We start from the raw sequence: 21,129 nt of genomic DNA on the forward strand, positions 1-21,129 counted from the left end.
AAAGCGGACAGGGTGGCAGGGTTCGTGTCCGCACTATGCCGTCCGTGTTCTTTCAGAAACGCCATTCCCGCGCAGGCGGAAACGGCTGATAAACGCTGCTTCTTGATATATCGGCTTTTGCGCCTTATCGGCACGGCGGCATTGGGCTACAATGCGCCGTCTTTTTCCTGATCGGATTCGGAGCGCATTATGGTTGACGCAACTTCCCTGCCTGACGCATCAGACGGTTTTCAGACGGCCAAACAATGGCTCGAACAGTATGCCGCCGCGCAACCCGAGGCGGAAGCCGCCATGCTGCGGCAGGCGCTGGCGGCAGCGCAGAAAGCCTATCCTGCCGATGCCGCCACGCCGATGGGCGAGCCGCTGCTGCCGCATCTTTTGAAAGCGGCGCGGCTGGTGGCGGAAATCGACCTGCTGCCCGAAGCCGTTGCCGCCACCGTGCTGGCCGACATTTCGTCCTGCCGCGAAGGCTGGTATGAGGCCGTTGCCGAAACCTGCGGCAAAACCGTGGCCGATCTGGTGCGCGGCATCGACGAAGTGCAGAAGCTTACCCACTTCGCCCGCGTCGACAACCTGAACACGCCCGAAGAGCGCGCCGAGCAGGCGGAAACCATGCGGAAAATGCTGCTGGCGATGGTGTCGGACATCCGCGTCGTGATTGTCAAACTCGCCCTGCGCACGCAAACCCTGCACTTTCTCGGCAGCGTGCCCGACAGCCCCGAAAAACGCGCATTGGCCAAAGAAACGCTGGATATTTTCGCGCCGCTGGCCAACCGCTTGGGCGTGTGGCAGCTCAAATGGCAGCTCGAAGATTTGGGTTTCCGCCACCAAAATCCCGAAAAATACCGCGAAATCGCCAAGCTGCTCGACGAAAAACGCACCGAGCGCCTCGAATATATCGAAAGCTTCCTCAACACCCTGCGCGGCGAACTCGACAAATACGGCATCCGCTACGACGTGGCCGGCCGGCCGAAGCACATCTATTCCATCTACAAAAAAATGGTAAAGAAAAAGCTCGGTTTCGACGGGCTGTACGACATCCGCGCCGTGCGGATTCTGGTGGATACCGTGCCCGAGTGCTACACCACCCTCGGCATCGTCCACAGCCTGTGGCAGCCCATCCCCGGCGAGTTCGACGACTACATCGCCAACCCCAAAGGCAACGGCTACCAGTCGCTGCACACCGTGATTGTCGGCCCCGAAGACAAAGGCGTGGAAGTGCAGATCCGCACCTTTGAAATGCACCAGTTCAACGAATTCGGCGTGGCCGCCCACTGGCGTTACAAAGAAGGCGGCAAGGGCGACGCGGCCTACGAGCAGAAAATCGCCTGGCTGCGCCAACTGCTCGACTGGCGCGAAAACATGGCCGAAAGCGGCAAAGAAGACCTCGCCGCCGCCTTCAAAACCGAGCTGTTCAACGACACCATTTACGTCCTCACGCCGCACGGTAAAGTGCTGTCGCTGCCCGTCGGCGCGACGCCCATCGACTTTGCCTATGCCCTGCACAGCAGCATCGGCGACCGCTGCCGCGGCGCGAAAGTCGAAGGCCAGATTGTGCCGCTGTCTACACCGCTGGAAAACGGCCAGCGCGTCGAAATCATCACCGCCAAAGAAGGCGAGCCCTCGGTAAACTGGCTCTACGAAGGCTGGGTCAAATCGCACAAAGCCATCGGCAAAATCCGCGCCTACATCCGCCGCCAAAACGCCGAAGCCGTGCGCGAAAACGGCAAACAGCAGCTGGAAAAAATCCTCGCCAAAATCCCCTTCAAGCCTAATTTGCAGCAGCTTTGCGACAAACTCGGCTTTGGCAAAACGGAAGACCTCTACACCGCCGTCGGCCAGGGCGAAATCACGCCGCGCGCCGTACAGAAGGCCGCGGGCGCATTGAACGAGCCGCCGCCCGCGCCCGTGAGCGAAAGCAGCATCGTCAAACAGTCGAAAATCAAAAGCAGCCAGTCCGGCGGCGTTCTGATCGACGGCGAAGGCGGCCTGATGACCGTGCTGGCCAAATGCTGCAAACCCGCGCCGCCCGACGACATCACCGGCTTTGTCACACGCGGACGCGGCATTTCCGTCCACCGCAGCAGCTGCCCCGCGCTGCAAAACCTTGCCCGCCAGTCGCCCGACAAAGTGCTGCCCGCCGCATGGAACGGCGCCGAGAGCGGACAGGTGTTCGCCGTCGACATCGAGATCCGCGCGCAAGACCGCTCCGGCCTCTTGCGCGACGTGTCCGACAACCTAGCCCGTCACAAAATCAACGTCACCGGCGTGCAAACCCAGTCGCGCGATCTCGAAGCCAGCATGCGGTTTACGCTGGAAATCCGCCAGGTCGGCGACTTGCCGCGCGTCTTGGTCGGCCTGAGCGAAATCAAAGGCGTGCTATCCGTCACCCGTTTGTAGCCGCTTGGACAGAGGCCGTCTGAAAGCACAGCTTCGGCGCAGCCAAAACGGGTTTTCACTTTGTCGAAGTGTTTTCAGACGGCCTTTATCCCTGTGCCGCTTTGTCGGAACGTGCGGCTGCCGCCGCGCAAAGAGGCCGTCTGAAAGGAAAAAACCGCTTTCAGACGGTCTTTTGCCATATCGTCCGCCCCGCCTGTTGCTATATAATCCGCCGCGCCGAAACACAAAGGCCGTCTGAAAACCCGTTTTCAGACGGCCTGTTCAAATCAAGATAAAGAACACCATGAGCCAAACGCCCCTACTGGACAACGTCGCCCTGCCGCAAGACCTGCGCCTGCTCGCCCCCGCCGAGCTGCCGCAGCTGTGCGGCGAAATCCGCGCCTTCCTGCTCGAATCCGTCGGCAAAACCGGCGGCCACTTCGCCAGCAACCTCGGCGCGGTCGAACTCACCGTCGCCCTGCATTACGTTTACGACACGCCGAACGACCATCTGGTTTGGGACGTCGGCCACCAAAGCTATCCCCACAAAATTCTCACCGGCCGCAAAAACCGCATGGACACCATGCGCCAGTTCGGCGGCCTCGCCGGTTTCCCCAAACGCAGCGAAAGCGAATACGACGACTTCGGCGTCGGTCACTCCTCCACCTCCATCGGCGCCGCACTGGGCATGGCCGTGGCCGACAAACTCGCCGGGCGCAGCGCCCGCAGCGTCGCCATTATCGGCGACGGCGCAATGACCGCCGGACAAGCCTTCGAAGCCCTCAACTGCGCGGGCGACATGGCCGACACCGACCTGCTCGTCATCCTCAACGACAACGAAATGTCCATCTCGCCCAACGTCGGCGCCCTGCCCAAATACCTCGCCCGCAACGTCATGCGCGACATGCACGGCCTGCTCAGCACCATCAAAGCCCGCTCCGACAAAGTGCTCGGCAAACTCCCCGCCGTCAAAGAAATCGCGCAAAAAGCCGAAGAAACCATCAAATCGCTGGCGGGCGAGAGCGAACACATCAAACAATCCCTCTCCCTGTTTGAAAACTTCGGCTTCGCCTACACCGGCCCCGTCGACGGCCACAACGTCGGCAAACTCGTCGAAACCCTGTCCGAGCTGCGGCGCAGAAAAGGCCCTCAGCTCTTGCACGTCGTCACCAAAAAAGGCCAGGGCTACAAACTCGCCGAAAACGACCCCGTCAAATACCACGCCATCGGCAAAACCCCAGCCCCCGCCGAAGCCGCCGCCCCCGCGCCCGCCGCGCGTCCCACCTACACCGAAATCTTCGGCCGCTGGCTGTGCGACCAGGCCGAAGCCGATCCCCGCCTCGCCGCCATCACCCCCGCCATGCGCGAAGGCAGCGGCCTCGTCGAATTTGCCCGACGCTTTCCCGAACGCTATTTCGACGTCGGCATCGCCGAACAGCACGCCGTCACCTTCGCCGCCGGCCTCGCCTGCGAAGGCGTCAAACCCGTCGTCGCCATCTACTCCACCTTTTTGCAGCGCGGCTACGACCAACTCGTGCACGACGTCGCCCTGCAAAACCTGCCCGTGCTCTTTGCCATCGACCGCGCCGGCATCGTCGGCGCCGACGGCCCCACCCACGCCGGCGCCTACGACCTCAGCTTCCTGCGCTGCATTCCCAACATGACCGTCGCCGCCCCCAGCGACGAAAACGAATGCCGCCTGTTGCTCTCCACCTGCTACGCGCTGGACACCCCCGCCGCCGTGCGCTACCCGCGCGGCACAGGCTGCGGCGCACAAGTTTCAGACGGCCTCGACACCGTGCCCGTCGGCAAAGGTATCATCCGCCGACAGGGCAAATGCATCGCCGTCCTCGCCTTCGGCAGCATGGTTGCCCCCGCCCTAGAAGCCGCCGAAACACTGGACGCCACCGTCGCCGACATGCGTTTCGTCAAACCGCTCGACAAAGAACTCGTCCTGCAACTGGCCGACAGCCACGATTATCTCGTCTGCGCCGAAGAAAACGCCGTTTGCGGCGGAGCGGGCAGTGCCGTCCTCGAAATGCTCGCCGCCGAAGGCCGTCTGAAACCCGTCCTCCTTATCGGCATCCCCGACACCGTTACCGACCACGGCGACCCCAAACTCCTGCTCGACAAACTCGGCCTCAGCGCAGAGCGGCTCGCCGAACGCATCGCCGCCTTCGCCCGAGAGGCCGTCTGAAAACCGGAAAACCGTGCCGCATTTGCCGTTTCAGACGGCCTCAATCTGTGGAGGCCGTCTGAAACGGCAAAGCCCGAACCCGTCATCAAAGAAAACGGCATAAGCCGCATACTGGGCAAAATCATCGCAAGTCAAATCTCCGCCCGACACAGCCGTTCCGTATCTGCCGCCCTACGACGAATGCGGTTTGCGGCGGCAGATTTTGCGGTGTCGGATATTCGTCGTCCGCATGGGTGCGCTGCATATCCTGTACATAGCGAAGAGGCCGTCTGAAAAGATTTCAGACGGCCTCTTCGGCTGTTCGCGGCGGGGTTTTAACTGTGAAAACCGTGTTGCGGAAACATCATTCCTGCATCTGCGCCCCGAAGGTGCGGGCGGGAGCGGGTCAGGCAAACAGTATTTGCGAATCGCGCACGCAGGGGTTTTCCCTGTCCCAGGCGTAGCCGGCGAGGATGGCGCAGACCATGCGGCAGAGTTCGCTGTCTTTGTCGACGTCGAAAATCAGGTCTTGGAAGCGGCCGTCGTACCAGCCGTTGATGTAGCTGCCGAAGGCGTTGACGCCGGTGGTGAGCGGTACGGCAAACTCGTTTTTCCAGTCTACGGGCAGGCCGCGCAGTTCGCGTGCCACGCAGTCGGCGGCCAGTTTGGAGGAGTGCACGGCGATGGTGACGCCGGAGGAGAAGACGGGGTCGAGAAATTCGCCCGAGGCGCCCAAAAGGGCGAAGTGGCGGCCGTAGAGGCCTTTGCCTTTGGTGGTGTAGCCGGGCAGGTAGCGGAAGGGGAAGCCGTTGTCCCATTTGGCGTCGGCGAGGATTTCGGCGAGGAAGGGGATTTCGGCAACGGTTTCTTTCAGGATGTTGGCGGTGCTTTCGTGGCGGAAGTAGTGTTCTTCGCCGACTACGCCGATGGAGCTGCGGCCGTTGGCGAAGGGGATGAGCCAGACCCATACGTCGCGGTGTTCGGGGTGGATGCAGACGAGGTTTTTGTTGCGGTCGAATTTGGGGGAGGTGATGCGGTCGTCGATATGGGTGAAATGCACCTGGCGCATAACGGTTTCGGGCGGCAGCTCCCAGTTCATCAGGCGGGGCAGGGCGCGGTAGAAGCCGCTGGCGTCGAGGACGAAGCGGGCTTCCATGTCGTAGGTGTCGCCGTTGTCACGCTCGACGGTGAGCAGCGCGGTATTGCCTTCGTTGTCGAATTTTTTCAGGGTTTCGCCAAAGCGCACGGCCACGCCCTGTTTTTCCGCTTCGCGGATCAGGAGCAGGTCGAACTCGGCGCGCTGCACGTTGAAGGCGGTGTCGTTGCCTGCGCTGAATTTGTCCAAAAAGCTGAACGAGGTGTAGCGCTCGCCCCATGAGAAGGCGAAGCCGTTTTTGTATTGGAAACCCAAACCGGCGGCCTGCACGGCACGCAGCAGCCCGGCTTCCTGCAAGATGTCCATCGCGTAGGGCAGCAGGCTCTCGCCGATAACAAAACGCGGAAAATGCTGCTTTTCGAGTACGCAGACATTGAAGCCCTGCTTGTTCAGCAAGGCCGCCGCCACAGAACCGGCAGGCCCTGCGCCGACAATCACAACATCGTAGATAAATGCAGCCACAACGTCCCCCTGTTTGTTAAATTACGGAATTTTTTGTTTGTTTGTTTTCGTTATTGTAACGGTGGTGCCGTTTTCTGACAATCGCACGGCATATGCGGCAGGCGGTAAAAAGGCCGTCTGAAAAGGTTCGGCCGGCCTTTTCAGACGGCCTCAAATGCGCTGCGCCAATTCTTCGGCTTTGCCCACATACAGCGCGGGCGTGAGCGCGAGCAGGCCGGCTTTGGCCTCGGCGGGGATGTCGAGCGATTCGACAAACGCTTTGAGCACTTCGGGCGTGATGCCGTCTTTGCCGCGCGTGAGGTCTTTGAGTTTTTCGTAGGGGTTGGCCACGCCGTAGCGGCGCATCACGGTTTGAATCGGCTCGGCCAGAAGCTCCCACGTTGCGTCCAAATCGGCAGCCAGCGCGGCAGGGTTCGGCTCGAGTTTGTTCAGGCCGCGCAAGTGGGCGGCGAAACCGAGCAGGGTATAGCCCGCGCCCACGCCCATATTGCGGAGCACGGTGCTGTCGGTAAGGTCGCGCTGCCAGCGGGATACGGGCAGTTTTTCGGCGAGGAAACCGAGTACGGCGTTGGCCATGCCGAGGTTGCCTTCGGAGTTTTCAAAGTCGATGGGGTTGACTTTGTGCGGCATGGTGGACGAGCCGACTTCGCCCGCTTTGACTTTTTGTTTGAAGTAACCGAGCGAGATGTAGCCCCATACGTCGCGGTTGAAATCAATCAGGATGGTGTTGATGCGCGCGAGGGTTTGGAAAAACTCGGCCATGTAGTCGTGCGGTTCGATTTGGATGGTGTAGGGGTTGAAGGTCAGCCCCAAGCCGGTTTCGACGAAGCGGCGGCAGTGTGCTTCCCAATCCACGTCGGGATAGGCGGCCAGATGGGCGTTGTAGTTGCCCACCGCGCCGTTGATTTTGCCGAGGATTTCCTGCTGTTCGAGCTGTTTTTTCTGGCGTTGCAGGCGGTAAACCACGTTGGCGATTTCTTTACCGAGTGTGGTGGGCGTGGCGGGCTGGCCGTGGGTGCGGCTCATCATGGGGATGGCGGCCAAATCGTGTGCCATGCCGGTGAGTTTGTCGATGATTTCGGCGAGCTTGGGCAGTAATACGGCTTCGCGCGCTTCGCGCAGCATCAGGGCGTGGGAGAGGTTGTTGATGTCTTCGCTGGTGCAGGCAAAGTGGATGAACTCGGCGGCGGCGGCCACTTCGGGTACGCCGGCGAAGCGTTCTTTGAGCCAGTATTCGATGGCTTTGACATCGTGGTTGGTGGTGGCTTCGATGGCTTTTACGGCGGCGGCGTCTTCGAGCGAGAAGTGTTCCGCCACTTGGTCGATTTCGGCCAGCGTGAAGCTGCCAAAAGGCGGCACTTCGCTGATTTTCGGCTCGGCGGCAAGGGCTTTGAGCCAGCCCAGTTCGACTTTGACGCGGGCGCGCATCAGGCCGTATTCGGAGAAAATCGGGCGTAGGGCTTCGACGGAGGCGGCGTAGCGGCCGTCGAGCGGGGAAAGGGCGGAAATCGGGGTGATCATAGCGGGATTCCTTAATGGATGGTTTTTTGAAAACGGCTTGGGCAGCCTGAAAAACGGGATGGGCGGGTTTTTCAGGCTGCTTTGGATATGGAGAAACTTATTTTGCCGATGAAGGCTTGAACTTGCCGTAGCCCATAAACCTTTTACCTGCGGCTTCTCTGGCATTGATACAGGCAGGCGTGTCTCTCAGCTTGGCGGGATCGTTACTGCATTTATCCAACTGTGCATCCAGCTCTTGGGGATGGTCGAGATACCACTGCACATCGTGTGCTTTTTCGCCACAGGCGGCGAGCAGGAGCAGGGCGGTGGCGGAAAGCAGGAGTTTGTTCATGGCGGTTTCCTTATCGGGCGAAACGGGTTGTTGAATTCAAATGCGGAATCGGCAATGTCGTGGCGGCGGGATTCCTGTTCGGACAAAAGCCGCGATTATAGCGGAACGGCAGGAAGAAACATTGTTAAAATAAGGCCGTCTGAAACCCTGTTTTAATCTTTTCAGACGGCCTCTTGCCCTTTATTTCAGGAATCCGCCATGGAACAAACGACCGAACACGCCGCCGTCACCCGTCCGCCCAGCATCCACCCCGCCGCCTATGTGCTGGCGGGCATTTCCTTTATCCCGCTGCTCGGCCTGCCTTTCGGCCTGGCCGCCATCGTTTGGGGCTTGGCGGCGCGCAAAAAACGCGGCGGCAAAATCGCCGCCCTGATTGCCGCCGCCGGCGTCGCCTGCTCCGTTGCCGTTTACGGCGCGCTGTTTTATTTCGGCTTCCAACAGCGCGGCGGCGTTTACGACAAACTGCGTGTCGAACTCGCGCAGCAGCAGCTCGGCCAACTGGTGCAAAGCATCGAATTCCACAAGCTGCAACACGGGCAATACCCCGAATCGCTGGCCGCCCTGCAACAGGCGCAGCCGAAAACGCCGCTGTTTGTGATTGACCCCACCGACACCCGCCTCACCGATACGCCGCGCCTGTTCCACTACGAGCGCGTCGGCGCAGAGCATTACTACCTGCGCAGCGCGGGCGCGGACGGCGTTCCCTTCACCGCCGACGACATCGTCCCGCCAACCGACACCGCAGGCGGCAAAATCGGCCTGCTCAAAGAAAAGGCACAACCGTGATTCCGTTGAACGCCGCAGCCGACGCCCCCGCCGCAGCCCTCGCCATTGCCCAAGACTACGGCTTCAGGCCGTCTGAAAACCCCGTTTCAGACGGCCTCTACCTCCTTGCCGACGCCGAGGGCATCAGCCTGTGCCAAGCAGGCGAAAAAGGCCGCGTCCGCGCCGATTTCACCGGCGGCGCGGCGCAATACCGGCGCACAAAAGGCGGCGGCGAACTCATCGCCAAAGCCGTCAACCACACCGCTGCCCCCCTCGTGGTCGACGCCACCGGCGGCCTCGGCCGCGACGCCTTCGTCCTCGCCGCGCACGGCCTCACCGTCCACATCATCGAACGCCACCCCGCCGCCGCCTGCCTGCTCGCCGACGGCCTGCGCCGCGCCCTCGCCGACGGACAAACCGCCCCCGCCGCAGAGCGCATCACCCTGCACCACGGCGACGCCCTCGAACTGCTGCCCCGCCTCGCCGCCGAGCTGCACCCCGACGTCGTCTGCCTCGACCCCATGTATCCCGCGCGGCAGAAGTCCGCCGCCGTCAAAAAAGAAATGGCGTATTTCCACCAGCTTATCGGCGCCGCGCAGCCGCAAAACGACGCCGCCCTCCTCGCCGCCGCCCGCGCCGCCGCCGCAAAACGCGTCGCCGTCAAACGCCCGCGCCTCGGCGAAACCCTCGCCGGCGAAAAACCCTCCTACCGCTACGAAGGCAAATCCACCCGCTTCGACATCTACCTGCCCGCCGCCAAGCCATGAACCTGCCCCGTCTCAGCCCCCTGCCCGACAGCGTGCAAACCGGCCTGCTCGGCTTTCTGCACGACACCTTCCGCTTCCACGCGCCCGACTGGCGCCCGCTGCTGCTCAACGGCCTGCCGCTGGGCATGGTCAACGGCATCTGGCAACAGCGCCTGCTGCGCGACTGGCCGGGCAGCCAGCAAATCCTTTCAGACGGCCTCCTGCTGCAAAGCGGCAGCTGGGACGACATGGCGCGCCTGTTGCAGCAAACCGCACGCGGCTGGCACGATGCCGGACTGTTCGGCGGCTGGCGCAATGAGACCTTCGATGTCTGCGACAGCAGCGGCACGGCACTATTCGCCCTCGAACGTGCCGCCTTCCGCCCGCTCGGCCTGCACAGCAAGGCCGTGCACATCAACGGCCTGAGCCCGTGCGCCGACGGCTGGAGTTTCCTCATCGCCCGCCGCAGCCCGCACAAAGCCGTCGACCCCGGCAAACTCGACAACCTCACCGGCGGCGGTATCGCCGCAGGCGAAACCCCCGAAGCCGCCATGCGCCGCGAAGGCCGCGAAGAGGCCGGCCTGCCGCCCGAGCTCCTCGATACCGCCGCTCCCGCCGGCCGCATCATGAGCCTGCACACCGTCAAACGCGGCCTGCACCGCGAAAGCCTGTATCTCTACGACATCATCCTGCCCGACGGTTTCACGCCGCAAAACCAAGACGGCGAAGTGTCCGCCTTCGCCGCCATGGACGCGCACGCCGTCGCCGATGCCGTCATACGCGGCGAAATGACGAACGACGCTGCCCTCGTCACCCTCGACCTCTTCCGCCGCTGCGGCCTGCTGTCGCCGCAACACCCGCTGACGGCCTATTTGCACTCAACCCGCCTGCAAACGGCCGTCTGAAAAGACTGAGGCCGTCTGAAAACCTGTTTGGCGGGTTTTCAGACGGCCTTTGTCGTGTTTTACGCCCATTGCGCCCGATTCGGCTGCCTGTCCGGCGCGGGCTTTGATTTGGTGTAATCGAAAATCGGGAGCGGCGGCAACCATTGTCAAAAGGCCGTCTGAAAAACCCTTTTCGGGGTTTTCAGACGGCCTTTGTACGAAAAAACGCGGCTTATTTCACAAAACGCTTGTCGGCTTTGAACGGCGCGCTGCTGGTCGGTTTGGCGGTGTAGAAGCGGGTGAAGGTGCTGTCGAGTTCGGTTTCCACCGCTTTGCCGTCGATCACCGCACCGGCTTTCAGCTTCACGCCGCCGCCGCTGGCTTCGCCTTTTTTCATGTTCGGCAGCTCCAGCTCGCTGATATGCAGGTGGGCTTTTTCAACCACGGCGTTTTCGTTCATCAGCTGTTTGCCGACGGGGCGGATTTTCTCGTCAGGCGTGTGCGGCGCATCACCGCCGTTGTCGTCCACCACGCCGATGTTGAGCAGGCGGGCGTGTGCCAAATCGGCTTTGCCTTTGACGACGGGCACGCCGACAAACAGTTTGATGCCTCTGTGGACGTAGGCTTTTTCACGCCATTGGCTCTGGCCTTCTTTGGGCGGTTTGGTCTCGGCGGCGGCGGAGTAGGTGCGTCCCATAATCATGATTTTGTAGCCGGGCACTTTTTTGCCGGACAGGCCGTCGGTAATGTCGTCCACCAGTTCGGGCGCTTTGAGCTCTTTATTGGCGAGGATGCGGGCGGAGGTTTCGGCCAGATAGGCGGCTTTGCCGTCGATGGTGAGGGTTTGCTTGCTGCCGAAATCGGCGGCGGAGGCGGGCAGGGCGGCTGCGGCGAAGGCTGCGGCCAGAATCAGGGCGGTTTTTTTCATAAGGATGTCTCTCTTGTTTAAGGATGTTTGAATGGTTGGCAAACGATTCGCGGCAAACGGCGTATCGTCCTGCGGCCGCATTGTGCTACAAATGGAAAGTATTATCAAGTTTATGCGTGATTGTGTCAGAAAACGTGTGTGCAGCCCGAGGGGCTTTAACATTGTGTTACAATGCGCCGTTTTCGTTTGCCGCCTGCGCCGCAGGCAGAAATCATGGAACTTCCCTGTCTTTTGACATTTTTCCTTCCCTTACGCAATCCGTAGCCATCCCGCCTGAATGCCCTGCCGTCTTCATGCGGGCGGAGCATTTATGAGCAGCCAGAATCCCGTTTCCTCTTCCCGTCCGTCCGACGCGCAGCGTCTCGAACTCGATATCGACCGCGTGCACGAGCTGGCCGCCGCGCTGCTGCCCGTTTACGCGCAAATCGCCGCCGCCGCGCCGCTGGCCGACGCTTCCCTCAACGAAAAACTGTCCGAGCTGACGGGCATTTTGCACGAACTGCACCCCGCCGACATGGCGGTGCTGCTCGAATCGCTGCCGCCGAAAGAGCGCGTGGTGGTGTGGCGGCTGGCCGAGCCGGAAGACGACGGCGAGGTGCTGCTGGAAGTGTCCGAAGCGGTGCGTGAAACGCTGATCGAGGCGATGAACCGCGAAGAGCTGCTCTCGGCGGTGGAAGACATGGATGCCGACGAGCTGGCCGAGCTGGCCGACGATCTGCCGCACCAAGTCGTATACGAAGCCCTGCAAACGCGCGACGAGGAAGAGCGCGAGCAGGTGAAGGCGGCGATGTCCTACGAAGACGGCCAAGTCGGCGCACTGATGGACTTCGAGCTGGTGAGCGTGCGCGCCGACGTCACCTGCGAAGTCGTTTTGCGCTACCTGCGCCGCTTCGACAGCCTGCCCGACCACACCGACAAAATCTTCGTCGTCGACGAAGAAGACGTGCTGATCGGCGTGCTGCCCGTGCGCAAGCTGCTGATTTCCAACCCGGAAGATTTGGTGGCCGACGTCATGGCCACCGACGTGGTGCGCTTCTCGCCGCAGGACGACGCCGAAGAAGCCGCGCAGGCTTTCGAGCGTTACGACCTGGTGACCGCGCCCGTGATCGACGCAAACGGCAAACTCATCGGCCGCATCACCATCGACGAAATGGTGGACGTCATCCGCGAAGAATCGGAAGCCGACATTTTGAACATGGCCGGTTTGCAGGAAGAAGAAGACCTGTTCGCCCCCGTGCTCGATTCGGTGAAAAACCGCTGGATGTGGCTGGCCATCAACCTGTGCACCGCCTTTCTCGCCAGCCGCGTAATCGGCGCGTTTGAAGGCAGCATCGAAAAAATCGTCGCCCTGGCCGCGCTGATGCCGATTGTGGCGGGCATCGGCGGCAATTCGGGCAACCAAACCATCACCATGATTGTGCGCGCGATGGCCGTCGGCCAGCTTGCCGACATCCAGGCCGGGCGGCTGCTGAAAAAAGAAATCGGCGTCGCGCTGGTGAACGGCATCCTGTGGGGCAGCGTGATGGGGCTGCTCTCCTATCTGCTCTACGGAAGTGTCGGCATCGGCCTCGTCATGGTGGCCGCCATGACGCTCAACCTGCTCTTGGCCGCCGCCGTCGGCGTGCTGATTCCCATCGTGATGGAAAAACTCGGCCGCGACCCCGCGCTGGGCAGCTCGGTATTGATTACCGCCGTCACCGACTCGGGCGGCTTCCTGATTTTCCTCGGGCTGGCGACGATATTCCTGCTGTGATTGTTCAAACATGAAAAGGCCGTCTGAAACTCCGGTTTCAGACGGCCTCATTGTTTTGCGGCGGCAGCAAAGAGGCCGTCTGAAAGCCTGCGGCGGACTTTCAGACGGCCTCTGTCTGCAAACGCTCAATAGCGGTAGGCCGCCAGCTTGCGTTTGATTTCCGGCAGGGCGGCGAGAGCGGCGGCTTCGCCCGTTTTAATCGCCTGCGTCTTCTGGTCGAAACCGCCCACCGCGCCGAGGTTCTGCACGCGCGGTTTGATTACCACGTCGGCCTTGCCCAACTCGGCGTTCAGCGCGGAAGTGCTCATGATGTTGAGCGTTTGGTCGAGGTAGGCGAAGAAACTTTTGCCGACCGCGTTTTCCGGTTTGGCGGAAATATCGACGGCAATCACGAAATTCGCCCCCTGCTGCCGCGCGGCGGTGACGGGCACGGGCTGGGTCAGGCCGCCGTCGACGTATTTCCGCCCGCCGATAACGGCAGGCTGGAACACGTTGGGAATGGCGGCCGAGGCGCGCACCGCCTGCCCCGCGTTGCCGCGGTTGAAGGCCACGGCCTTGCCGGTGGAGAAATCGGTGGCGACGGCGGCGAATTTGAGCGGGAACTGCTCGATGGGGCGGTTGCCCGTTTTGCGGTTGACATAGTCTTGCAGCTTTTCGCCCTTGATAAAGCCGTTGGTTGACAGGGTGAGGTCGACCAAATCGGTTTTGCCGAGGATTTCCGCTTCGAGCTCCATGCGGTCGGGCGACATACCCGAGGCGTACATGCTGCCGACGATGGCGCCCGCGCTGGTGCCGGTGACGACTTTGACGGGGATGCCGTGCTGTTTGAGTACTTTGAGAATGCCGATATGGGCGAAGCCTTTCGACGCGCCGCCGCCGAGGGCGATGGCGACGACGGCCTGCGGTTTTTGCGGCTGCGGTTTGACACGCACCTGCGGTTGCGGTGTGTTGCCGCTCGGACAGGCGGCAAGAACGAGGGCGGCGAAGGCGGCCAGGGCGGCGCGGCGGGACAGTGTTTTCACGGGTTTCCTTTCGGATGATTGGGAGGACGGGTTTCACTTCGTTAGGGCTTGGCTTTCAGACGGCCTCAGGGGGTGTTCAGGCCTTGCCGCGCGGAAAGAACATGACTTCGCTCTCGCCCGCGGGCAGGGCTTTTTTCTTGACGGCGTGGCCGTACACCGTTTCCAACTCGATGCGGGCAAGCTCGCCTTTGTCCCACAGGCTTTGCGCGGCGGCGCGGGCGGCGGCGGGGTCGGCGAAATCGAGCGCCTGCCACAGGCCGAGGGTGTCCATGTCCTGCCAGAAGGTGTCGGCGCTGCGGTATTCGAGGCGCAGGGCGGCGGTGTCGGTGACGGGGTCGTAGAAGCCGCTGTCGGCCAGCATGTCGCCCAAGTCGTGCATATCGATCAGGGCGGGGCGGCGGGCTTCGTGTCCCAGCGTTTTCAGACGGCCTGTGAGTTCGGCGAGGCTGTCGCGGCCGAAGTGGGTGAAAAACAGCAGGCCGTCGGTTTTCAGCGCGTGCGCCCAGGCTTGGAAAACGGGCAGCGGGTCGGCTTCGGTTGTCAGGCCGAGGTTCGACCACAGCATGTCGGCCGAGGCTTCGGGCGGCGGAGAGGCGAGGCTTTGGCAGTGCTGCGGCACGCTTTTTCCCGCCAGCTTGGCGAGAAACCCGCTTTTGCGCGCGGCGGCGGCGGCATCAAGAAAATCGCGGCGCGGGTCGTATTCGGAGAAGGCGGCTTTGGGGTAGCGGGCGGCGAGCAGGCCGCGGCTGAGATCGCCGTCAGCACCCGAGAGCAGGATGTGCTGCGGCGCGGCTTTGAGGATTTGCAGACGTTCGTCGGCGGTTTGGGCGAGGTAGCGGTGGATTTGCCAGCGGTCGTTGTTCATATTTCAGTGTCCCAATGGTGCGCGGGGCGGGAGTGTAACCGTTTTGCGCGTGCGGTTCAGCAGTTTTGCGGCGGCGGCTTGGGAAACGGCGTCCCGGCGCGGTGTTGCCCGTCTGGAAAGCTTTCAGACGGCCTTTATAGTGAAACAACACGAAAATCTACGGCGTTGCTGCGCCTTGCCGTACTACTTGTACTGTCTGCGGCTTGCTGCCTTGTGTCTTTCCTATTTTGTTTCACTATATGTTTCTTTATCCAGCCACGGATAAAGCCGCAGGATGCGTTTTTCGGCGAAGCTGCGCACGGAGCGGGCGAAGAGGCAGGCGATGCGGCGGGAGGCGGGGTCGGGCAGAGCGGCGGCGCGGGGTTCGAGGACGTCGAGCAGGGCGCGGGCGCGGCGGCGTTCGCCGCGTATCCATTGGTGCACGGCGGGATCGGCGGACAGGGCGGCGAAGTCGGGGCGGAAGGACGTCGGGTTTGTGCGGTCGGAGGCTGTCTGAACCGCTGCGTAGGGTGTGTCGCTCCGCGACGCACGCGGTTTGTGTTGTTCGGAAACGGCGGGGCGGCTGTTTTGCCATCCGCCATCCGCGTGCGTGGCTGCGCCACATACCCTACCTGTATTTTCAGACGGCCTTTCGGCTTGGTTCAAAATTTCGGCGGGGATGTTGACGATGCCGGCGGCGAGGTCTTGGCGCAGGTCGCGCATTACGGAGCACCAGGCGAGCGCGTCGGCCAGTTCGGGCACATTGCGGCTGCGGGTGGCCGCGCCTGCGGCGGCAAAGAGGAGGTCGAGCGAGTCGGCGAAGGTGGCGCGGTGGTGGGCGGCGAGTGCGGCGGCAGGCCAAATTTCGGCGGCGTCGGCGCGCAGGCGGTCGCGGCGCATGGTGTGCAGCAGGGAGGCCGTCTGAAACACGGCTTCGCGGGCGGTGTCGGGCGGCAGCACGGCATTCAGACGGCCTCGGAAGCAGGCGGCGAGGCGGCTGTAATGGTCGTGCGTGTCGAAAACGCCGCGCTGCCATTCGCTTATCAGGCGGTCTGCTTCGGCGACGGGGCTTGCGGAAACGTCATGCCCGCACGCTTTGGGCGGGAGCGGCCTGTCGCCGTCCATCAGGTCGTCGAAAGCCTGCAAAAAGCAGTAGCCCGCCACCATCAGGCCGCCGCGTTTCGGGCGGCGGAGGCGGTAGAGGGCGAGAATCAGGCTGATGAGGGCGTAGCGGCGGTGGCGGCGGGCGAAGGCGGCCTGTTCGCGCAGCAGCAGAAAGGCGGTGTCGGCGCGGCGGAAGGCGTCGCCGTCGGCGCGCGCGGGAACGAGGCGGCAGGCGGCGAAGGCGAGCAGGCCGCCTGCGGCGAGGTCGGCCAGATGGTGTTCGTGTATCAGCAGGGTGGAGAGGACGACGGCCGCCGCCCACAGGACATAAAGGGCGCGGGCGGGAAACCGCTGCCGCCATGCGAAGCGGGCAGCGGTTAGGGCGAAGGCAGTGTGCAGCGAGGGGAGGTGGTTGCGCGACAGGCTGACGCGGTCGGCCAAAAGGAAAAAGGGCTGCCAAAAGCCCCCGGCTTCGCGCGGCGGCCAGGCCGTCTGAACGGGCAGGAAAACGAAAAAGGGAAGGGCGGCCGCCAGCTCGGCGGCCAGCACGGCAAACAGCAGCCACGCGCCGTGCCTGTCCGCGCGCAGGCCGCACAGCAGAAGCAGCAGCGGCAGGCTGAGATAAACAACGCTCCACGCGGGCACAAAGGGAACGGCGGCCTCAAAAGGCAGGGCGGGGCGGATGCGCCACGGCACAAGGGCGGCAAGCAGATTTGCGCCGCCGTAAAGCAGGACAAACAGCAGGGCGAAGAGGGCGGCAAGGGCAAGGCAAAAGGCGGGATCGCGGCGGAAATTCATGGGGCGGGATTTTAAGCGATTGGGACGGGAAGGCGTTTTCACTTCGGTGGAACTTAGCTTTCAGACGGCCTTTTTGCGTTTACACAATATCCCGTTCGCGAAAGCGCGGGAAGTTTTCGAGGCGGCGGGGGCCGCGCAGGCAGGCGAGCCAGACGGTGAAAAAGGCGGGGCCGCGGGCGGGGCGGCGGGGCAGTTCGTACCAGGGCAGCTCGGGGTGGCGGTGGTGGGTGAGGTGCAGGTGGTAGTTGAGGAAGACGAGGCGCAGCCAGCGCGGGGTGTGGAGGTTCCATGCGCCGTTGTGTTTGTCGAGCGGCGAGAAGGCGTGGTCGGTGTATTGCAGCGAGCTCCACGCGAGGGCGAAGGCGGCGTAGCAGGCGAGCCAGCCCGTCCATGTCCAGCCCAGCGTCCATGCCCAGAAAAGCTGCCATGCGGCCGCGCCGAGCACTTCGAGGCGGGCGGCGGCGGGCAGGCTGTCGAGCGCGCCGATGTAGTCGTCGGCGCCGGTCTGTATGCCGCCGCGTTGGCCGAAGGCGCGGATCAGGGCGCGGCGGACGGCGGCGGGGGTGAGGGCGTAAACCAGCACGCCGGTGGCGGAGACGAACCAGTAAACGCCGGTGTAGATGGCGTACCACTGGGCGTATTTCAGCCACAGGACGTCGCCTTCGTGCAGGATGTCGAACTGTTCGGAGGCGGAGCGGTTGTTGCGGTGGTGGGTGAGGTGGAAGACGCGCTGGACGGCGAGGCCGGTGGGAAACCATGCCGCCGCCAGTCGGCCGCACCATTCGTTCAGACGGCCTCCCCGCCCGTTGGCGGCGGGGGCGAACACGCCGTGCACGCATTCGTGCAGCAGGGCGAAGACGGTGTTGTTGCTGAGGGCAAACAGCAGCGCGGCGGCGACGGCAACCGGCCACGGCGCGTGCGAGGCGGCGGTGAGCAGGGCGAGGTTGGCGCATGAGGCGGCGGCGAGGATGAGGAGGTTGCGGGCGATGGGGGTCATGGCGGTTTTGTGGAGGGAGGCCGTTCCCGCCTTCGCGGGAATGACGTTTCTGAAAATCCCGGCAGACGGGGATTACAGGCTTTCGAGCGTGCTTTGGTAACGCGCGGCCTGCTGCACGCCGGGGTCGTCGGCGCCGTCGAGTTTCAGGCGCATATTTTCGACAATGACGAAGTCTTTTTTCAAAAACGCCAGATATAAAAAGCGGGCGATGTAAAGTTGCAGGCGCGGGAAGAGGGTGTCGGGCGGGATGCCGATGGCGGCGAAGGCGAGGGTGCTGCGCTCTTCGGGCGGCGTGCCGGGGGCGTCTTGCGGCAGCAGGGCGAAGATACCGCTGGCACGGAAGCGGCCGACGCGGCTTTCCACCATGATGCTGCTGCCGTTGCAGGTGTGCGCCAGTTCGACGCGCCCGCCGGAGAGCCGCTGCATCAGCCAGCTGGAAAAGCCGCCTTTGGGCAGGATGCGGGTGGCAAAACGCATGCGGATGCCGCCCTCGGGCGGGGTGTCGAATACGGGATTGCCTTCGGGCGTGCGCTGGTGGACGATGGCCATGTGCGAGAGGTCGAAGCCGTTGCAGATCATGGCGCGCCAGTCGGCGTTGATGGTGCGGGAGGCGGTGAGGCGCAGGTGGCCGTTGTTGGCGAAGGGTAGGGGCGGGGCGGTTTCGCCTTCGGTCAGCGGCGGGTGCAGCCAGACGAGGCCGAAGCGTTCGGCGCACGGCCATGCCTGCGCGCCGATGCGGCAGCCGGGGCGGATGGGGGGGAGGCCGTCTGAAAGGGCGGTTTGCGGCTCGATCAGGCAGCCGTGCAGGCCGCAGCAGAGGGCTTGTCCTTCGACGCGCGCGCTTTTGAGGTGCGCGCCCATGTGCGGGCAGAAGGCGTCGGTGGCGCGGAACGTGCCGTCGGCGTCGCGGTAGAGCGCCCACTCTCGCGTGCCGAGGCGGCCGCTGCGGACTTGGCCGGGGGCGAAACCGTGCACGCGGGCGGCGGGATACCAGCAGCGCGGCCAGTGGTGCCATCGTGTTTCGGCGGGGTCGTGTTCGGTCATGGGGTTTCCGTTTGTTGTTTTTACTGGTGTCAGAATGATGTTTGGCTTGTGCTTTCAGACGGCCTCAGCCGTTTTCTTCGTCGAGCAGGCGGCGGATGTCGTGCGTTTGGTTGCGGCGGTTTTGCCGGTGGACGGGCGGCCTGTCGCGGACGCAGAGGGCTTTGACGGATTGGTGGCGGTTCATGAATTTCATCCGCTGCCCGTTGCCCCTGCCGCCGTCTTCGCCGCAGGTAATCCATTCGCTTACGGTATACGCGCCGACGCGGGCGTTGCAGATTTTGCGTTTGGCAAACTCTTTTTCCTGTTCGCAGCGCAGCTTGTTGATGTATTGACGCATTTGCGCGTCGCCCAGCGGCTCTTGGCCGAGGCGCGAGAGGGCGGCGTAGGTGCGCAGGTCTTTCAATAACAGGTGTCGGTAAAAGCGCGGGAAGGCTGCTTTGGCTAGGGAGAGGACTTCGAGTTGCTCCGCTTCGCCGAGTTTGCCGTTTTCGAGGATGGAGCGGAAGAGGGCGAGCGGGTTGAAGTCGGCGTAACGCTTGTGGTTGGCAATGGCTTCGCGGTAGCGCGGCAGGGTGAAGGTGTTGAAACGAGCGTTGAGTTTCATGGTTTCCTTTTCAGACGGCTTCTGTGCCGTTGCAGGCCGCTCCCTCCTACGCGGGAATGACGTTTCTGAAAACGTGTTCAGCCGAAAAAACGGGCGAGCAGATTGGCGAATTCTGCGGCGTGGCTGAGGAAGGGGGCGTGGGCGGCTTTGTCGATCACGACGGTTTCGGCGTGCGGCAGGTGCTCTTGCAGATATTCGCCCATGCGCGGCGGCGTGATGCCGTCTTTGCCGCCGTATACCAGCAACACGGGCTGGCGGATGTGCGGCAGCAGGCTTCGGGCGTCGGCGCGCTCGACGGCTGCGAGGGCGGCGGCCAGCGCGGCGGGCGTGCCGTGGCGGACGATGTCGGGCAGCAGGGCGTCGACTATCTGCCGCGCTTCGGGCGTGTGCAGCAGTTGCAGCTCCAAAAACTGGCGCATATATTTCGCATAGTCCTGCGCAAACAGAGGCAGCATTTTGTGCAGCGCGGGGCGTGCGAGACCCTGCGGGTAGCCGGGCGCGGCGGCGAGTTTGGCGAAGGAGGCGGTGAGGCACAGGCGGCGCACTTTGTGCGGGTGGCGGTGTGCGGCGTGCAGGGCAAGCAGTCCGCCGAGCGACCAGCCGACAAGGTCGCTGCCTTCGGCCAGGTTGTCGGCCAGTTCGTCGGCGGCCGCTTCAATATCGAACCCGCCGGCAAAGGGCGCGCCGCCGTGGCCGGGCAGGTCGGGCGTGTGCACCTGCCAGTGTGCGGGCAGCAGCGGGCGCAGGCCGTCGAACACGCGGCCGTTTGCCGCCCAGCCGTGTATCAGATAAACAGGATGATGGGGTGTGTCTGTCATGAAATTCCTTTCCCGATTAAGCCGTTTGGCCGGGCCGCAAAGCTGCGCATTATGCCATGCGCGGGCTGAGGGCGGCATCTGCGGCGGCTGTATGGCCGATTTGCTGAAAACCGCCACGCCGCCCGAACGGGTCTGCCCGCGGTGCGGCGGCGCGGGCGACGGCGTGACGATCTGCGGCGCGTGCCAAAAGAAGCCGCCGCCGTTTGATTTGTTGTGGTCGTCGTGCGCCTACGCGCCGCCCGTCAGCGGCATCCTCCACGAATTCAAACACCTGCGCCGCTTGGAGCTGCGCCGTCCGCTCGCCTGCCTGATGGCCGCGCTGCCGCCGCCGTGGCTGCGGCACGAAGCCGTAGACGGCATACTCGCCGTGCCGCTGAGCCGAGAGCGGCAGATGGAGCGCGGCTTCAACCAGTGCACGGAACTCGCCCGCCTGATCGCGCCGTTTTTCCGCCTGTCCGTGCTGCCCGAAAACACCGTTTTCAGACGGCCTTCCGCGCCGCAAAGCACGCTGTCCTACCGCGAGCGGCTGAAAAACGCCAAAGGCTTGTTTGAGGTGCGCGGCGACGTTAAGAAACGCAATCTGCTGTTAATCGACGACGTGGCCACCACAAACGCAACATTGGCCGAACTGGCGCGGATGTTAAGACGGGCGGGGGCGGAGCGCGTTTTCTGCTGGACGCTGGCGCAGGCGAAAATGCAAAGGCCTTGACGCACCGGGCAGATGGGGGCATAGTGCGCGCCGTTTTAAGTGTCTGATTTTATAGTGAGCCCAAATAAAAAACCTACGGCGTTGCTGC

The 21,129-nt window shown here is 63.2% G+C and carries 19 protein-coding genes; 7 read left to right on the plus strand and 12 right to left on the minus strand.

Annotated features, from left to right (window positions below; genetic code table 11):
• Nucleotides 1–189 precede the first annotated feature (189 nt).
• Both ACG2K1_RS12285 and dxs read left to right on the plus strand, forming a co-directional pair.
• Nucleotides 190–2,400, plus strand: coding sequence for a RelA/SpoT family protein (locus ACG2K1_RS12285; protein WP_395429402.1), 2,211 nt, complete (start codon nt 190–192; stop codon nt 2,398–2,400).
• Between the two features lie 283 nt (nt 2,401–2,683).
• Complete coding sequence (gene dxs, locus ACG2K1_RS12290; RefSeq protein ID WP_036496228.1) at nt 2,684–4,576, plus strand: 1-deoxy-D-xylulose-5-phosphate synthase; 1,893 nt, start codon at nt 2,684–2,686, stop codon at nt 4,574–4,576.
• A gap of 385 nt (nt 4,577–4,961) precedes the next feature.
• On the opposite strand, the gene ACG2K1_RS12295 is transcribed toward dxs, so the two are convergent.
• The 3 genes from ACG2K1_RS12295 to ACG2K1_RS12305 all read right to left on the minus strand — a co-directional run bounded on the left by ACG2K1_RS12295 (nt 4,962) and on the right by ACG2K1_RS12305 (nt 8,025).
• Nucleotides 4,962–6,173: an NAD(P)/FAD-dependent oxidoreductase gene (locus tag ACG2K1_RS12295; protein WP_395429403.1), complete on the minus strand. Its 1,212-nt coding sequence runs from the start codon at nt 6,171–6,173 to the stop codon at nt 4,962–4,964.
• Nucleotides 6,174–6,323: 150 nt separating this feature from the next.
• Nucleotides 6,324–7,694 (minus strand): adenylosuccinate lyase, encoded by a 1,371-nt coding sequence (gene purB / locus ACG2K1_RS12300; protein ID WP_395429404.1) that lies wholly within the window; start codon nt 7,692–7,694, stop codon nt 6,324–6,326.
• 97 nt (nt 7,695–7,791) lie between these two features.
• Nucleotides 7,792–8,025, minus strand: coding sequence for an EexN family lipoprotein (locus ACG2K1_RS12305; RefSeq protein WP_395429405.1), 234 nt, complete (start codon nt 8,023–8,025; stop codon nt 7,792–7,794).
• 198 nt (nt 8,026–8,223) lie between these two features.
• Between ACG2K1_RS12305 and ACG2K1_RS12310 the strand changes: the two genes are divergently transcribed.
• Genes ACG2K1_RS12310 through ACG2K1_RS12320 form a run of 3 tightly spaced genes read left to right on the plus strand, consistent with a single transcriptional unit; the run spans nt 8,224 to nt 10,441 of the window.
• Complete coding sequence (locus tag ACG2K1_RS12310; RefSeq protein WP_395429406.1) at nt 8,224–8,811, plus strand: type II secretion system protein GspG; 588 nt, start codon at nt 8,224–8,226, stop codon at nt 8,809–8,811.
• Nucleotides 8,808–9,557, plus strand: a complete 750-nt coding sequence (locus ACG2K1_RS12315) for a class I SAM-dependent methyltransferase (RefSeq protein ID WP_395429407.1) — start codon at nt 8,808–8,810, stop codon at nt 9,555–9,557. Before ACG2K1_RS12310 ends, ACG2K1_RS12315 begins: the two co-directional genes overlap by 4 nt.
• Entirely contained in the window at nt 9,554–10,441 is an 888-nt protein-coding gene (locus ACG2K1_RS12320) for an NUDIX domain-containing protein (protein ID WP_395429408.1), read from the plus strand. The genes ACG2K1_RS12315 and ACG2K1_RS12320 overlap by 4 nt, the downstream gene beginning before the upstream one ends.
• Here ACG2K1_RS12320 and ACG2K1_RS12325 read toward each other — a convergent pair.
• Nucleotides 10,415–10,585, minus strand: a complete 171-nt coding sequence (locus ACG2K1_RS12325; RefSeq protein WP_395429409.1) for a hypothetical protein — start codon at nt 10,583–10,585, stop codon at nt 10,415–10,417. The two genes, ACG2K1_RS12320 and ACG2K1_RS12325, sit on opposite strands and share 27 nt — an antisense overlap.
• A 67-nt stretch (nt 10,586–10,652) precedes the next feature.
• Nucleotides 10,653–11,348: a hypothetical protein gene (locus tag ACG2K1_RS12330; protein WP_036496225.1), complete on the minus strand. Its 696-nt coding sequence runs from the start codon at nt 11,346–11,348 to the stop codon at nt 10,653–10,655.
• Nucleotides 11,349–11,658: 310 nt separating this feature from the next.
• On the opposite strand from ACG2K1_RS12330, the gene mgtE reads away from it, so the two are divergent.
• A complete protein-coding gene (gene mgtE / locus ACG2K1_RS12335) occupies nt 11,659–13,101 on the plus strand; it encodes a magnesium transporter (RefSeq protein WP_009426439.1) in 1,443 nt (480 codons plus the stop codon).
• A 125-nt stretch (nt 13,102–13,226) separates the two neighbouring features.
• Here mgtE and ACG2K1_RS12340 read toward each other — a convergent pair whose 3' ends face one another.
• The 7 genes from ACG2K1_RS12340 to bioH all read right to left on the minus strand — a co-directional run bounded on the left by ACG2K1_RS12340 (nt 13,227) and on the right by bioH (nt 20,332).
• Nucleotides 13,227–14,123 (minus strand): patatin-like phospholipase family protein, encoded by an 897-nt coding sequence (locus ACG2K1_RS12340; RefSeq protein WP_395429410.1) that lies wholly within the window; start codon nt 14,121–14,123, stop codon nt 13,227–13,229.
• Between the two features lie 76 nt (nt 14,124–14,199).
• Nucleotides 14,200–14,988, minus strand: coding sequence for a methyltransferase (locus tag ACG2K1_RS12345; protein ID WP_395429411.1), 789 nt, complete (start codon nt 14,986–14,988; stop codon nt 14,200–14,202).
• A gap of 222 nt (nt 14,989–15,210) precedes the next feature.
• Nucleotides 15,211–16,869, minus strand: coding sequence for a phosphoesterase (locus ACG2K1_RS12350; RefSeq protein ID WP_395429412.1), 1,659 nt, complete (start codon nt 16,867–16,869; stop codon nt 15,211–15,213).
• Nucleotides 16,870–16,948: 79 nt separating this feature from the next.
• Nucleotides 16,949–17,866, minus strand: a complete 918-nt coding sequence (locus ACG2K1_RS12355) for a fatty acid desaturase (protein WP_036496223.1) — start codon at nt 17,864–17,866, stop codon at nt 16,949–16,951.
• A 72-nt stretch (nt 17,867–17,938) separates the two neighbouring features.
• Nucleotides 17,939–18,910: a Rieske 2Fe-2S domain-containing protein gene (locus ACG2K1_RS12360; protein ID WP_395429413.1), complete on the minus strand. Its 972-nt coding sequence runs from the start codon at nt 18,908–18,910 to the stop codon at nt 17,939–17,941.
• Nucleotides 18,911–18,974: 64 nt separating this feature from the next.
• Nucleotides 18,975–19,514: a hypothetical protein gene (locus tag ACG2K1_RS12365; RefSeq protein ID WP_395429414.1), complete on the minus strand. Its 540-nt coding sequence runs from the start codon at nt 19,512–19,514 to the stop codon at nt 18,975–18,977.
• Nucleotides 19,515–19,591: 77 nt separating this feature from the next.
• Nucleotides 19,592–20,332, minus strand: a complete 741-nt coding sequence (gene bioH, locus ACG2K1_RS12370; RefSeq protein WP_395429415.1) for a pimeloyl-ACP methyl ester esterase BioH — start codon at nt 20,330–20,332, stop codon at nt 19,592–19,594.
• 91 nt (nt 20,333–20,423) lie between these two features.
• Between bioH and ACG2K1_RS12375 the strand changes: the two genes are divergently transcribed.
• On the plus strand, nt 20,424–21,041 hold the full coding sequence (locus ACG2K1_RS12375; protein ID WP_395429416.1) for a ComF family protein: 618 nt from the start codon (nt 20,424–20,426) through the stop codon (nt 21,039–21,041).
• The last annotated feature ends 88 nt before the right edge of the window (nt 21,042–21,129 follow it).

The sequence above is a fragment of the Neisseria sp. 23W00296 genome (assembly GCF_044772855.1).
In the GTDB taxonomy this organism is placed as follows: Bacteria; Pseudomonadota; Gammaproteobacteria; order Burkholderiales; family Neisseriaceae; genus Neisseria.